Below are 13506 nucleotides of genomic sequence, written 5' to 3'. Positions count from 1 at the left end.
GCGCTCATGGCGTTGGACGGCTGGCATGAAGAGTGCGGCATCTTCGGGGTCTACGGGTACCCCGAGGCCGCGAACCTCACCTACCTCGGGCTCTACGCCCTGCAGCACCGGGGGCAGGAAAGCGCCGGGATCGCATGCTCCGACGGCGATGTGATCACCTTCCATCGTGAGATGGGGCTGGTCGCCGACATCTTTTCCGAGGAGACGCTCTGCCGCCTCCCCGGCAGCAGCGCCATCGGCCACGTGCGCTACTCGACGACCGGTTCCTCCGAGCTGAAGAACTGCCAGCCGCTGGTGGTCGACTTCGAGTCCGGCTCCATTTCCGTGGCGCACAACGGCAACCTCGTCAACGCGCACGAGATCCGCAGCGAGCTGGAGGTTTCAGGGTCCATCTTCCAGTCGTCGATGGACACCGAGGTCATCATCCACCTCATCGCACGCTCCCGGAAGGAGCGGATCGAGGACCGGATCGTTGACGCGCTGAAGCAGGTGCGCGGCGCCTACTCCCTGCTGTTCCTGACCCGGGACAAGCTGATCGCCGTCCGGGATCCGCACGGCATCCGCCCGCTGGTGATCGGGAAGCTCAAGGGGACCGGCGGCGGGACCGTCATCTGCTCCGAGACGTGCGCCCTCGACCTGATCGAGGCGGAGTTCGTCCGGGACGTGGAACCCGGTGAGATGATCGTGGTGAGCGCCCGCGGGCTGGAGGCCCACAAGCCTTTCCTCCCCGCCGTGGAGCGGTTCTGCATCTTCGAGCACGTGTACTTCGCCCGTCCCGACTCGATCATCGGCGGGAAAAGCGTCTACGAGGTCCGCAAGGAGCTGGGGCGCCAGCTCGCGCGGGAGCATCCCGCCGACGCCGACATCGTCATCCCCATCCCCGACTCGGGCGTCCCGGCGGCGCTGGGATACTCGGAGGCGTCGGGGATCCCGTTCGAGATGGGGCTGATACGGAACCACTACGTCGGCCGCACCTTCATCGAGCCGCAGCAGTCGATCCGCCACTTCGGAGTGAAGGTGAAGCTGAACGCGGTGCGCGGCGTCGTGGGCGGGAAGCGGGTCGTCGTGGTGGACGATTCCATCGTCCGCGGCACGACGGGTCGCAAGATCATCAAGATGATCCGGGCCGCCGGCGCGCGGGAGATCCACGTGCGCATCAGCTCGCCGCCGACCTGCTACCCCTGCTTCTACGGGATCGACACCCCCTCGCGCCGCGACCTGATCGCCGCCACCCACACGCTGGAGGAGATCAACACCTACCTGACCTCGGATACCATCGGATACCTGAGCATCCAGGGGCTCCACGCCTGCGTGCCGAACGGGAAGGCGACGTACTGCGACGCCTGCTTCACCGGGAATTACTCGATACCGCTGGAGCTGGAGGAGGCCGGGGAGCAGCTGCCGCTGTTCCGGAGGTCGGTCAGCGTCTGACCGGGGGGAAAAAATCCAAGCGTCACCGGGGGAAGCGATGAAGGTCGATGCCGGCCGGTCCGCACGGTTCCCGTCCGAGCTTGCCGCGGACAGGAACCGCTTCCTGTCCATCCTGAGGGAAAAGAGCTACGAGAAGCGGAAGGTCGTCCTGTCCTCGGGGAAGGAGTCCGACTTCTACATCGACTGCCGGCAGACCACGCTCGACGCGGAAGGCGCCGTGCTCACGGGGCGGCTATTCTGCGCGATGCTGGAGGTCGGGGAGCGGCCGGAGGCGGTGGGCGGGATCACCCTCGGGGCCGACCCGATCGTCACGGCGGTCTCGATCACCAGCGCGATGCGGGGATGGCCTGTCCCCGCGTTCATCATCCGCAAGGAGCCGAAGAAGCACGGGACGGCGCAGTGGATCGAGGGGACGAAGAACCTGAGGCCGGGGATGCGCGTCGCGATCCTGGAGGACGTGGTCACGACGGGGGCATCGACGCTGCGCGCCATCGAGCGGGCCGCCCTGTCCGGGCTCGTCGTCGCGCGCGTGCTGTGCCTTGTAGACCGGAACGAAGGCGGAGCGGAGGCCGTGGCCGCGGCGGGGTTCCGGATCGAGCCGATGTTCCTGAAGGAGGAAGTGGAGAATGCCTGATTTCCGCAGGAGCGCGGCGGCGCTGCTGCTTGCGGCGCTGGCGGCGATCGCGGCCGGCTGCGGATCGCGGTCGGTCGCCCTTTACGAGAAGGTCGCCGGGTCCCCGGCGTACGCGCGGGTGACGGAGGACGCCACCCGGACCCGCGAGGTCCACGACGGTCTGGACACCCGGTTCATCATCACCGCGACCTGGCTCTCCGCGCCGTGGCTCAAGGCCTTCTCGGAGGAGTACTCCCGCATCTATTATATCGACCCCGCCCGGAGGGACCGGACGATCGCGCAATGGCGCGCCGAGTCGGAGCGGTACGTACGGTTCTTCGTCGCGCTGTGGGTCCCCGAGGAGAAGGAGAACGACCTGGACAAGCCGGAGTCGCTTTGGAGCCTCCGGCTGGTCCGGGCCGACGAAAAGGACTTCGGGCCGGTCTACGTACGAAGGACCGCCCTGCGTCCCGAGGAGATGGCGCGCTTCTTCCCGTATTCGGGGACCTGGTACCGGGGATACGAGGTGGCGTTCCCGAAAGAGGCCGAGCCGTCCGCGGAGGACGCGAAAACGAGCGCCCCGCGCCTGAAGCTGGTGCTGGCCGGAGTGCAGGGGCGCGCCGTCCTGGCCTGGAGATAACGGGCCTCCTTCATTCCCGGAAGCGGCGAACCAGCGTGTCTCTGCGGCCGTGCTCGTCGTCCTGGTACGGGTAATCGATCGTGGTGTGCAGCCCCCGGCTCTCCCTCCGCTGCAGGGCGCAGCGCACGATCAGCTCCGCGACGGTGCAGATGCTGCGCAGCTCGAGGAGGTCCCCCGTCAGCCGGAAGTTCCAGTAGTACTCCGAGATTTCCCTCTGCAGCATCTCGATCCGGTCCAGGGCGCGCGACAGCCGCTTGTTCGACCGCACGATCCCCACGTAGTTCCACATGGTGCGGCGCAGCTCCTCCCAGTTGTGCGAGACGACGACCGCCTCGTCGGGCTCCTGCGCCTCCCCCGGATCCCACTTCGGGATGTCAAGACTTGGGCGGGGCGTCCCCGCGTACCGCTCCGCCGCGCGGCGGAACGCCCGGTCGGAGAAGACCAGCGCTTCGAGGAGGGAGTTGGATGCGAGCCGGTTGGCCCCGTGAAGCCCCGTGCATGCGCACTCCCCGACGGCGAACAGGCGCGCGAGGTCCGTTTCCCCGTTGAGGTCGGTGAGCACCCCGCCGCACTGGTAATGCGCCGCCGGAACCACCGGCAGCGGCTCCTTCGTCATGTCGATGCCGAAGGACAGGCACGTCGCGTGGATGTTCGGGAAATGCTTCCGGATGAACGCCTTCCCCTTGTGCCGGATGTCGAGGAAGACGCAGTCCGCGCCGGTCCTTTTCAGCTCCGCGTCGATCGCGCGCGCGACGATGTCCCGGGGCGCGAGCTCCTTCATGGCGTGGATCCCCTCCATGAAGCGCTTCCCCTCCCGGTTGACCAGGATCGCGCCTTCCCCCCGGACCGCCTCGGAGATGAGGAACGACTTGGCGTGGGGGTGGAAGAGGCAGGTGGGGTGGAACTGGACGAACTCCATGTTGGCGATCGTCGCTCCCGCCCGGTACGCCATGGCGACGCCGTCCCCCGTGGCGACATCGGGATTGCTCGTATACAGGTACACCTTGCCGGATCCGCCCGTCGACAGCACCGTCGCGTCGGCCGTGAACCGGTGAACTTCCCCCTTCAAGCCGTCGAGCACGTACGCCCCCAGCACCTCGTCGGGATGTCTCCGGTCGGGGGCGATCTTCCGGCGGGTGATGAGGTTGACCGCCGCGTGGTGCTCGAGCAGACGGATGTTCCGGTTCTCCCGGACCCGCTCCAGCAGCGCCCGCTCCACTTCCCGCCCCGTAAGGTCCTCGGAATGGAAGATCCGGCGCTTCGAGTGCCCCCCCTCGCGGTGAAGGTCGTACTCCTCCTTCCCGGTCCGGCGGGTGAACCGTACCCCCCAGTCGATCAGCTCCCGGATCCGCGCCGGCGCGTCCCGGACGACCAGGTCCACGGTGTCCGGGTGGCACAGCCCGGCGCCCGCCCGGTGGGTGTCCTCGATGTGCGATTCGAAGGTGTCCTCGCCGCTCCAGACGGTCGCGATCCCCCCCTGGGCGTAGTTGGTGCTCGATTCGGACGCCTTCTTCTTGGTGATGACCGTTACCGTTCCCTTTTTCGCCGCCCGCAACGCGAAACTCAATCCGGCGATTCCGCTGCCGATCACCAGGAATTTCGAAACCCGCTCCATTGGGACTCCCTCGTCCGCAGACCCGTCCCCGGTTTGACTTCCCCGGGGGGTTTCCTTAAGATAGTATGAATTATGGTTTATTTACGATGCGTTTTCATGGTTTCCCTCCTCCTCTGGCCGATGGCGGCCCGCGGAGACATATACAAGTACGTGGATGGAGAAGGGGTGGTTCATTTTACCAACGTCCAGCCGGACGGGAAATACCGGCTTTACCTCCGGGAGGGACCCAAGGCCCGCCCCGCCCCGGTGAGGGCCGTCGGGCGCTCCGGGTACGACGATACCGGCTGGATGGCGAATTACGTGGAGCGGTACTGCAAGGCGAACCGGATGGAGCCCGCGCTCGTGCATGCCATCATCAAGGCGGAATCCGACGGCCGGCGGAACGCGATCTCCCCGAAGGGGGCGGAAGGCGTGATGCAGCTTATGCCGTTCACTTCACGGCGGATGAACGTGAGCGACCCGTTCGACCCGATCGAGAACATCGAGGGAGGGGTCCGGTACATCAAGGAGCTGCTCGCCGCCTTCGACGGGAACATCGCCCATGCCGTGGCGGCATACAACGCCGGACCGGGGGCTGTGAAGAAGTACGGCGGGGTGCCGCCCTTCAAGGAGACCCGCCTGTACGTCGAACGCGTTCTCACCCTGTACCGCCGGTACTCCCAGAGCGAATGAACAGCCCCTCCCGGCTGAATATTCCCAATTTTCTCACACTGTTGCGGATCGTCGCCATTCCCGCTGTGGTGCTTCTGCTGCTGCCGGGCGCCCGCCGGGAGATCTCCTTCCAGAGCTCGTTCGCGGCGTTTTCGATCTTCGTCGGCGCTGCGGTGACGGACCTGTTCGACGGCTACATCGCCCGCAGGTACCGGATGGTCACCGACGTGGGAAAGCTGCTCGACCCGCTGGCGGACAAGCTGCTGGTGTGCGCCGCCATGATCATGCTCATCCCGCCGGAACGGGTCCCCGCGTGGATGGCCGTCATTGTCGTGGCGCGGGAGATCGGCGTCACGGCCCTGCGCGGTATCGCTTCGACGGAGGGGGTGGTCATCGCCGCGTCGCGCCTGGGAAAATGGAAGACGCTCCTGCTGAACATCGGGGTGGCGATGCTGATCCTGCATTATCCTCTCTTCGGCCTTCCCGTCCACTCGATGGGGCTCGGGGTCCTTTCCGCCGGGCTCGTGCTTACCACATGGTCGGGGCTGGACTACTTTTTCCGGTTCGTGGGGGAGCTTTTCAAGCATGGTCCGGCCGACGGTCCTCCTTGACAACCTCTCGCCGGTTCGCCTAAAATCGTCCCTTACCGCGCGGGCGTAACTCAGCGGTAGAGTGCGACCTTGCCAAGGTCGAAGTCGCGAGTTCAAATCTCGTCGCCCGCTCCATCGCAACACGCAGGCCCCCGGATGCCTAGAGGTTTCCGGGGGCTTTTCCGTTTTTCGCCGATAGACGGACGGACAGGAGGATTCCCATGGACGCGCTGGCCTGCAGGTCGTGCGACAGGACGTATTCGATGGAGGACCCGGTATGGCGCTGCTCCTGCGGGGGACTCCTCGAGATCCGCTTCGAGGCCCGGTTCGACCCGGAGAAGATCGCCCGGCGGAAGCCCACGATGTGGCGGTACCGGGAAGCGCTGCCGATCCGGGACGACGCCAACATCGTCTCCTTCGACGAGGGGATGACCCCGCTGATCCCGGTGGACCTCGGCCCGGGGGAGCTTCTCCTCAAGCTCGAGCAGCTCTTCACGACGGGCTCGTACAAGGACCGCGGCGCCGCCGTGCTCGTCAGCAAGGCGAAGGAGCTCGGCGTCGGGCGGATCGTGGAGGATTCGTCGGGGAACGCGGGCTGCGCGATCGCGGCGTACGCGGCGAAGGCGGGGATCCGGTGCGGGATCCTGGTCCCTGAATCCGCATCGCCCGGGAAGCTGGCCCAGATCCTGATGTACGGGGCGGAGCTGACGCGTGTGCCCGGGAGCCGGGAAGACACCGCCGAAGCGGCGCTTGCGGCGGCCGCGACCGATTACTATGCGAGCCATTCCTGGAACCCGTTCTTCTTCCACGGGACGAAAACCTTCGCCTACGAGGTCTGGGAGCAGATGGGGTTCCGGGCGCCCGACACGCTCCTGCTGCCCACGGGCAACGGCACCCTCCTGATCGGCTCCTATATCGGATTCCGGGAGCTGAAAGGCGCCGGGCTGATCGACAGGATCCCGAGGCACGTGGTGGTCCAGTCGGCGCGGTGCGCGCCGCTTTACGAGATGTTCCGGGACGGGCTCGACTCCCTGCCGGCGGTCCGCGGCGGGGACACGATCGCCGAGGGAGTCGCGATCGCCGCACCGGTCCGGTGGGCGGAGATCCTGGAAATCGTGCGGAGCACCGGGGGGGAGATCGTCGCGGCGGACGATCCGGAAGTGGAAGAAGCGCTTCTCCTGCTGGGGCGCAAGGGGCTGTACGTGGAGCCGACCTCGGCTCTCCCCGTCGCGGCGTTCCTTTCCCGTCCCTCGCTCCGGACCGGCGTCGTGGCCGCCCCCCTGACGGGGCACGGGCTCAAGGCGACCGAGAAGATGTTGAAGATCGCTCGACGAGGAACGAGCGGGTCTTTCCCCCCGACGGATTGACCTGCGGCCGCTCCTCCGACCGCTCGATCGATACCGCGCCGACCCCCACGGAGGACAGGTAGGCCCGGAGACGGCGCTCCGCCTCCGCTCCGACCTGCGCGCGGTCCAGCCCCGGCGCTTCCTCGAAGCGCAGCCGAAGCGCGCTCGGCCCCGCCTGGAGGAGCTGGTACCTCGAAAGCCCCGTCGTTTCCTCGATCACCGTAGCCAGCACCAGGGGGAGCAGCGGCACGCTCGTGCCGTCCTCCCGTTCCACGCGCAGCGTTTCGTCGCGCCGCCCCTCGGGCCGGACGACGGGAAGCGGGCTGCCGCAGGGGCACCTTTCCGGCATCGTCGTGACGCTGTCGCCGAGGTCGTACCGGATGAGCGGCTGGAGCCGGTTGGCAAGGTTCGTGAGGAGCGTCGTGCGGGAGGGCTCTCCCGGGAGGGACGGCCGCCCCTCCGCGTCCACGGGCTCGAGGACCACCCAGTCGGCGTTGACGTGCATGCGACCGAGCCGGCAGTCGAACGCGATGCCCATGAATTCCGAAGCGGCGTAGGTGTCGCGCACGGGGCAGCGGAACGCGGCGGAGATCCGCTCGGCGAGCGGTCGGGAGAGCCGCTCGGCGCCCGAGAGCAGCAGGGCGGGGCGGATCCGCAGCCGTCCCGCCGCCTGCTCCTCCGCAAGGACGGCCAGCGCCGTGGGATAGGTCCCCACGACGGCCGGCCGGTAATCGTTCAGGGCGTCCACCAGCTCCGGCATGGGCGACATCAGGGAAAACGTGCGGTTGCGCCCGTACAGCCGCGGCCAATGGACACGGGCGCGGGCGTCGACCACCGAGCTGGCGAAATGGCCCCCCGTCGCGATGATCGTCGCGATGCGCACGTGGCACTTGAGAAGCGGAAAAAGGTCCCGGGCGGAGAGCAGTGACGGGATGCGGCGCTCCAGGAAGAGCGCCTGGTAGACCGTCATCGCCGCGGAGTCCTGCAGCAGGATGACGGGGGAACCGGTCGTTCCGGAAGAAGAGAAAGCGACGTAACGGTCCAGGTAGAGCTGCCCGATGCGGGAGGGATCGGCGACGAACGCGTCCGCCGTTTCCCTTCGAACCGCGGGATCGGTCGCCCAGGCGTCGAAATTCTCCATCAACTCCCGTTTGGAGACGGAAGGGAGAATCCCGATGTCCCGGATCTCCCGCGGGAGGGAGGCGTATTTCCCGCGGTAGAAGGGCGATCGGAGCCTCGCGTGGCGTACCGTTTCCTCGAGACGGGCCCGCATCCGGCCCGACCATCCCTCCGAAGATTCCCTCCCTGTCCGGCGAAGGTCCTGCAGCAACCGGAACAATGAAGGAATTTCGGGAGGTTGGCGGTTGGCCCTATCCGCAGTCCACGCGATCATGGCGGCCTTCCTCCCGGGTGTCCCCATTATAAATCCCTATAAATATGATAAATCGCATCCGCTCTCCCGGGGAGCCTCCGGGGCGTACGAGAAATGTGGATTGCCGGGAGCGTTTGCGGTAATCTGCGTTGGGCGTTTTATAACGAACGCGCCCCATGCGAAACGGGAGGGCCGGGGAGGCACGATTGAAACGGGGAACGGCGAGTGTAACCGCCGAAATCTGCAGGAAGTTCGGAAACGACCGCTCCCGCCTGATGGACATCGCCATCGCGGTGCAGGAAAGGTTCGGGTGCGTTTCGCACGAAGCCATGGAGGAGATCGCCCGCGCGGTCGGGTCGCACCGGGTGGAAGTGGAAAGCCTCGTGTCGTTTTATTCCTTCCTGTCGGTGAAGCCGCAGGGGAAGGTCGTCATCCGCCTCTGCCGCGACATCGTGGACTGGATGAAGGGGTACGAGGCCGTCGCGGAGGCGATGTCCAGGGAGCTCGGCGTCACGATGGGGGAGACGACGCCGGACGGCGCCATCACCCTGACCCACACCCCCTGCATCGGCATGAGCGACCAGGCGCCCGCCGCGCTGATCAACGGGGTGGTGGTGACGCACCTGACACCCGAACGGGGGCGGCAGCTCATCCGCGACCTGAGGAAGCACCTCGATCCGCAGCAGCTCGTCACGATGGTCGGGGACGGCAACAACGAGCATCCGCTCGTGCGGTCGATGGTCCGCAACAACATCCGGATGCGCGGGCCGGTCCATTTCGCCCCGTTCGACCCCGGGAGCGGTCTCCGGAAGGCGTTGGCGCTCGCACCCGCTGAGGTGATCCGCGCGATCAAGGACTCGCGGCTGCGCGGGCGCGGAGGGGCGGGCTTCCCCGCCGGGCTGAAATGGGAGATGGCCGCCGGTTCCCCCGGCGAGAGGCGTTACGTCCTGTGCAACGCCGACGAAGGGGAACCGGGAACCTTCAAGGACCGCGTCCTACTGACCGAGTGCGCCGACCAGCTTCTGGAGGGGATGGCGATCGCCGGCTACGCGGTCGGCAGCGACACGGGGATCGTCTACCTGCGGGGGGAGTACCGGTACCTCCTCGCGTTCCTCGAAAGCAGGATCGAAGAGCGTCGCCGGAAGGGGCTTCTCGGGCGGGACATCCTCGGGAGGAAAGGGTTCCACTTCGACATCCGGGTCCAGCTCGGCGCCGGGGCCTACATCTGCGGCGAGGAGACCGCGCTGATCAGCTCCTGCGAGGGGTTCCGCGGCGACCCGAAAAACCGCCCGCCGTTCCCGCCGCAGCAGGGATACCTGGGCAGCCCCACCATCGTCAACAACGTCGAGACGCTCTGCTGCGTATCCCGCATCCTGGTCGAGGGGAGCGACTGGTTCGCCTCGATGGGGTCCTCGCGGACCACCGGGACGAAGGTGCTGAGCATCTCCGGGGACTGCCGGAAGCCCGGGGTGTACGAAGTGCCGTTCGGCATCACCCCCGCCGAGCTGCTCGAGATGTCGGAGGCGGAAAACACGGGCACCCTGCTGATCGGCGGCCCCTGCCGGCAGATGATCGGGCCGGACCGGCTGGAGGGGCGGATCTGCTACGACGACCTCGCCACGGGCGGGGCGATCGTCGTCTTCAACCGCGCTCGCAACAGGCTGGAGATCGCGGAGCATTACCTCGACTTCTTCATCGAGGAGAGCTGCGGCCACTGCACTCCGTGCCGCGTGGGGCTGATCCTCCTGAAGGATCTGGTCCACAAGGTGATCGAGGGCGCCGGCGCCCCGGCGGACCTGGCGGAGATGCGCAGCCTGTCGAACTTCATCATCCGCACGAGCCGCTGCGGCCTCGGGCAGGCCGCCCCCAATCCCGTGCTGGGGGCCCTGGAGATCTTCGGGGACCTCTCGGCGGGGTTCGTCGCGGAGCGCAGGCCGGGACTGCTCCCGGAGTTCGACCTGTCCAAGGCGGTCATCGACGCCGAGCTGCGGGTCGGCAGGCAGTCGAAATACGTCTAACCGCCGGAGGAAGCGATGAGCCGCGTCACGTTCACGATCGACGGGAAGACGGTCAAGGCGATCCGGGGCCAGACGATCCTCAAGGCCGCGGAGGCGGCCGGGATCTTCATCCCGCGGCTGTGCGCATACCGGGACCTCACTCCCCACGGGAGCTGCCGGGTATGCTCGGTCCGGGTGAACGGACGCATCCAGGCCGCCTGCGTGCAGACCGTCGCCGAGGGGGCGGTCGTCGAGAGCGAGACCCCCGAGCTGCAGGAGTTCCGCCGGAACCTCGTCGACATGCTTTTCGTGGAGGGGAACCATTTCTGCATGTTCTGCGAGAAGAGCGGCTTCTGCGAGCTGCAGGCACTGGCCTACCGGTTCGGCATCGCGGCGCCGAGGTACCGGTACCTCAACCCGAAGCGCGACATCGACCTTTCGCATCCCGACGTCTACATCGACCACAACCGCTGCATCCTGTGCGGCCGCTGCGTCCGGGCCTCCCAGGACATGGACCGGAAGAACGTGTTCCAGTTCGTCGGGCGCGGCTCCAGGAAGCGGCTGCAGGTCAACGGCGATTCGCTGTCGGAGACCGACCTCAAGGCAACGGACGAGGCGGTCTCCGTCTGCCCGGTCGGCGCCCTGATGCGGAAGCGCGTCGGCTACGAGGTGCCCGTCGGGCAGCGGAGGTACGACGGGCAGCCCATCGGCGAAGATATCGAGACGAGGGAGGACAAATAGGATGTCGCCCAAGCCGCGCATCGCGACGGCCAGCCTGGCGGGCTGCTTCGGCTGCCACATGTCCGTCCTCGACATCGACGAGCGGATCCTCGAGCTGGCGACGAGGGTCGAGTTCGACCGCTCCCCGATCAACGACTTCAAGGAGTTCCGGGACCGCTGCGCGGTCGGCATCGTGGAGGGGGGGTGCTGCAACGAGGAGAACGTCGAGCTGCTGGAGAAGTTCCGGAAGCAGTGCGACGTGCTGATCTCCCTCGGAGACTGCGCGATCAACGGGGGCGTTCCCGCGATGCGGAACAACATCCCGCTGCGCGAGTGCCTCGAGCAGGCCTACCTGAAGTGCCCGGGAACCTACAACCCGCTGAACGTCCTGCCGAACGACCCGGAGATTCCCCTTCTGCTGAACCGGGTCTATCCGTGCCACGAAGTCGTGAAGATCGACCGCTTCATTCCGGGCTGCCCTCCGCCGGCGGACGCCATCTGGGCCGCCCTGACGGCCCTGCTGACCGGCAGGAGCGCGGAGCCGGTCTATGAGCACCTCAAGTACGATTAGAAGGATTTTTCGATGACGGCCGACGGCGGCAAGGGGAAACGGTACACGATCCTTCCGGTGACCCGCGTGGAGGGACACGGGAAGGTGACGATCCATATGGACGATTCGGGCGTGGTGGACCACGCGCGCCTGCACATCGTCGAGTTCCGCGGCTTCGAGCGGTTCATCCTCGGAAGGCCGTTCTGGGAAGTGCCGGTCATCGTCCAGCGGCTGTGCGGGATCTGCCCCGTGAGCCACCACCTGGCGGCGGCCAAGGCCATGGACCGGATCGTGGGGGGGGAGCGGCTCACCCCCACGGCGGAGAAGGTGCGCCGGCTCATGCATTACGGCCAGATTTTCCAGAGCCACGCGCTGCACTTCTTCCACCTGGCCTCCCCGGATTTCCTTTTCGGCACGGACGGCACGGCGGCGAGCGCCTTCGGCGCCCCTCCGGAAAAGCGCAACATCCTCGCGGTGGCCGCGAAGTTCCCGGACCTTGCGGTCCAGGGCGTGATGATGCGCAAGTACGGGCAGGAGATCATCCGGAGGACGGCCGGGAAGAAGATCCACGGCACCGGCGCCGTCCCCGGGGGCGTGAACAAGAACCTCTCCCTCGCGGAGCGGGACGATCTGCTCAAGGACGCCGACAGGATGCTGGCGTGGGCGCGCGAGGCGGTCGGCATCGCGCGCGACTTCACCATGGAGCATCTCGACGAGCTTGCGCCCTTCGGCTCGTTCGACTCAAACCACCTGTCGCTGGTGCGGGAGTCCGACGGGGCGCTCGACCTGTACGAGGGGGTGCTGCGCGCCGTGGACAAGGACCGCAACATGATCCTCGTCGACGTGAACCCCCAGAGGTACCTCGACGTGCTGATGGAGGAGGTGCGCCCCTGGTCGTACATGAAGTTCCCCTTCCTGAAGGAGCTGGGCCCCGAATACGGCTGGTACCGGGTCGGGCCGCTGGCGCGCCTGAACACGGCGTCGTTCATCGACACCGAAGAGGCGAACGCCGCGCACGGGGAGTTCCGGGAGCTGCACAAGGACCGGGCGAACAACGTCACCATGTGCTACCATTGGGCCCGGATGATCGAGCTGCTCCACGCGATCGAGAAGATCCGGGAGCTGCTCCTGGATCCGGACCTGCAGGGGAGGGAGCTGCTCGCCTCCGGGCCGCGCCGGGAGGAGGCGGTCGCCGTCGTCGAGGCGCCCCGGGGAACTCTCTTTCACCATTACCGCGTGAACCGAAACGACGAGGTGACGATGTGCAACCTCATCGTGTCCACGACCAATAACAACGAGCCGATGAACCGCGCCGTCACGAAGGTGGCCAAGGACCATTTCAGCGGGCGGAAGGAGATCTCCGGGAAGCTGCTGAACTGCATCGAGGTGGCCATCCGCGCCTACGATCCCTGCCTCTCCTGCGCGACGCACGCCGTGGGGGAGATGCCGCTGGACGTCGAGCTGGTCGATGCTTCGGGGGAAGTCATGGCGAAAATGGTGCGCGACGCGGGGGCCGCGGGAGAGGGATGAGCGGAGAGCGGATCCTGGTCATCGGGTACGGCAATCCCGGCCGCGCGGACGACGGGCTCGGGCCGGCCCTGGCGGAGCGGCTCGAGGCGCTGGGGCTGCCGGGCGTCACCGTCGAGAGCGACTACCAGCTTTCGATCGAGCATGCAGCGATGGCCGCGGAGCACGACATCGTGGTGTTCGCCGACGCGGACGGCTCCGCGGGAGAGCCGTTCTACCTGAGGCCGGTCGAGGGGAGGGCCTCCGGAAGGTTCACGACGCACGGCGTCGATCCCTGCGAGGTCCTTCACCTCGCACGCGCCTGCTTCGGCGCCGCGCCGAGGGGATATCTCCTGGGGATGCGCGCCGCGGTCCTCGACCGTTTCGGGGAAGGAATGAGCGATACGGCCCGGGAAGGGCTCGAGGCGGCGCTTGAATTCCTGCCGCGGTTCGTCGAGGTATCCCGGCGCGGACC

At 67.2% G+C, this 13506-nt stretch carries 13 protein-coding genes and 1 tRNA gene; 12 read left to right on the top strand and 2 right to left on the bottom strand.

Annotated elements, in window-relative coordinates:
* Nucleotides 1-6: 6 nt before the first annotated feature.
* From purF to AB1346_09385, 3 genes are read left to right on the top strand one after another with little or no spacing between them, the layout of a single operon-like run.
* Entirely contained in the window at nucleotides 7-1431 is a 1425-nt protein-coding gene (gene purF / locus AB1346_09395) for an amidophosphoribosyltransferase (protein ID MEW6720651.1), read from the top strand.
* 37 nt (nucleotides 1432-1468) lie between these two features.
* The gene (pyrE, locus tag AB1346_09390) at nucleotides 1469-2065 is read left to right on the top strand and encodes an orotate phosphoribosyltransferase (GenBank protein ID MEW6720650.1); all 597 of its coding nucleotides are present in this window, start codon (nucleotides 1469-1471) and stop codon (nucleotides 2063-2065) included.
* Nucleotides 2058-2684, top strand: a complete 627-nt coding sequence (locus AB1346_09385) for a hypothetical protein (protein MEW6720649.1) — start codon at nucleotides 2058-2060, stop codon at nucleotides 2682-2684. The genes pyrE and AB1346_09385 overlap by 8 nt, the downstream gene beginning before the upstream one ends.
* A 10-nt stretch (nucleotides 2685-2694) precedes the next feature.
* Here AB1346_09385 and nadB read toward each other — a convergent pair whose 3' ends face one another.
* Entirely contained in the window at nucleotides 2695-4299 is a 1605-nt protein-coding gene (gene nadB / locus AB1346_09380; protein MEW6720648.1) for an L-aspartate oxidase, read from the bottom strand.
* Nucleotides 4300-4395: 96 nt separating this feature from the next.
* Here nadB and AB1346_09375 point away from each other — a divergent pair, with 96 nt between their 5' ends.
* From AB1346_09375 to AB1346_09360, 4 genes are all read left to right on the top strand, one after another.
* Nucleotides 4396-4971, top strand: coding sequence for a lytic transglycosylase domain-containing protein (locus AB1346_09375; protein ID MEW6720647.1), 576 nt, complete (start codon nucleotides 4396-4398; stop codon nucleotides 4969-4971).
* On the top strand, nucleotides 4968-5561 hold the full coding sequence (pgsA, locus tag AB1346_09370) for a CDP-diacylglycerol--glycerol-3-phosphate 3-phosphatidyltransferase (GenBank protein MEW6720646.1): 594 nt from the start codon (nucleotides 4968-4970) through the stop codon (nucleotides 5559-5561). Before AB1346_09375 ends, pgsA begins: the two co-directional genes overlap by 4 nt.
* A 39-nt stretch (nucleotides 5562-5600) precedes the next feature.
* Nucleotides 5601-5675, top strand: a tRNA-Gly gene (locus tag AB1346_09365).
* Nucleotides 5676-5761: 86 nt separating this feature from the next.
* Nucleotides 5762-6907: a threonine synthase gene (locus AB1346_09360; protein ID MEW6720645.1), complete on the top strand. Its 1146-nt coding sequence runs from the start codon at nucleotides 5762-5764 to the stop codon at nucleotides 6905-6907.
* On the opposite strand, the gene AB1346_09355 is transcribed toward AB1346_09360, so the two are convergent.
* A complete protein-coding gene (locus AB1346_09355; GenBank protein MEW6720644.1) occupies nucleotides 6837-8159 on the bottom strand; it encodes a phenylacetate--CoA ligase family protein in 1323 nt (440 codons plus the stop codon). The two genes, AB1346_09360 and AB1346_09355, sit on opposite strands and share 71 nt — an antisense overlap.
* Before the next feature lie 305 nt (nucleotides 8160-8464).
* Here AB1346_09355 and AB1346_09350 point away from each other — a divergent pair, with 305 nt between their 5' ends.
* The 5 genes from AB1346_09350 to AB1346_09330 all read left to right on the top strand — a co-directional run.
* The gene (locus AB1346_09350; protein MEW6720643.1) at nucleotides 8465-10276 is read left to right on the top strand and encodes an NAD(P)H-dependent oxidoreductase subunit E; all 1812 of its coding nucleotides are present in this window, start codon (nucleotides 8465-8467) and stop codon (nucleotides 10274-10276) included.
* A gap of 15 nt (nucleotides 10277-10291) precedes the next feature.
* Entirely contained in the window at nucleotides 10292-10996 is a 705-nt protein-coding gene (locus tag AB1346_09345; protein ID MEW6720642.1) for a 2Fe-2S iron-sulfur cluster-binding protein, read from the top strand.
* A 1-nt stretch (nucleotide 10997) separates the two neighbouring features.
* Nucleotides 10998-11546 carry an NADP oxidoreductase gene (locus tag AB1346_09340; protein ID MEW6720641.1) on the top strand — a complete coding sequence of 183 codons (549 nt, stop codon included), beginning with the start codon at nucleotides 10998-11000 and terminating at the stop codon, nucleotides 11544-11546.
* A gap of 12 nt (nucleotides 11547-11558) precedes the next feature.
* Nucleotides 11559-13055: a Ni/Fe hydrogenase subunit alpha gene (locus tag AB1346_09335; GenBank protein MEW6720640.1), complete on the top strand. Its 1497-nt coding sequence runs from the start codon at nucleotides 11559-11561 to the stop codon at nucleotides 13053-13055.
* Nucleotides 13052-13506 (top strand): hydrogenase maturation protease (locus AB1346_09330; protein ID MEW6720639.1); only part of this gene is annotated, 455 nt, incomplete at its 3' end. The genes AB1346_09335 and AB1346_09330, both read left to right, overlap by 4 nt.

The sequence above is a fragment of the Thermodesulfobacteriota bacterium genome (assembly GCA_040758155.1).
Classification (GTDB): Bacteria; Desulfobacterota; Deferrimicrobia; order Deferrimicrobiales; family Deferrimicrobiaceae; genus UBA2219.
The sequence above is the reverse complement of the archived record's forward strand: the minus strand, read 5'-3'. Positions and strand labels throughout refer to the sequence as shown.

Coding starts and splice junctions, on each gene's coding strand:
- purF (MEW6720651.1), top strand. CDS start 7: ATGGCGTTGGACGGCTGGCATGAAGAGTGCGGCATCTTCGGGGTCTAC.
- pyrE (MEW6720650.1), top strand. CDS start 1,469: ATGAAGGTCGATGCCGGCCGGTCCGCACGGTTCCCGTCCGAGCTTGCC.
- AB1346_09385 (MEW6720649.1), top strand. CDS start 2,058: ATGCCTGATTTCCGCAGGAGCGCGGCGGCGCTGCTGCTTGCGGCGCTG.
- nadB (MEW6720648.1), bottom strand. CDS start 4,299: ATGGAGCGGGTTTCGAAATTCCTGGTGATCGGCAGCGGAATCGCCGGA.
- AB1346_09375 (MEW6720647.1), top strand. CDS start 4,396: ATGGTTTCCCTCCTCCTCTGGCCGATGGCGGCCCGCGGAGACATATAC.
- pgsA (MEW6720646.1), top strand. CDS start 4,968: ATGAACAGCCCCTCCCGGCTGAATATTCCCAATTTTCTCACACTGTTG.
- AB1346_09360 (MEW6720645.1), top strand. CDS start 5,762: ATGGACGCGCTGGCCTGCAGGTCGTGCGACAGGACGTATTCGATGGAG.
- AB1346_09355 (MEW6720644.1), bottom strand. CDS start 8,159: ATGCGGGCCCGTCTCGAGGAAACGGTACGCCACGCGAGGCTCCGATCG.
- AB1346_09345 (MEW6720642.1), top strand. CDS start 10,292: ATGAGCCGCGTCACGTTCACGATCGACGGGAAGACGGTCAAGGCGATC.
- AB1346_09340 (MEW6720641.1), top strand. CDS start 10,998: ATGTCGCCCAAGCCGCGCATCGCGACGGCCAGCCTGGCGGGCTGCTTC.
- AB1346_09335 (MEW6720640.1), top strand. CDS start 11,559: ATGACGGCCGACGGCGGCAAGGGGAAACGGTACACGATCCTTCCGGTG.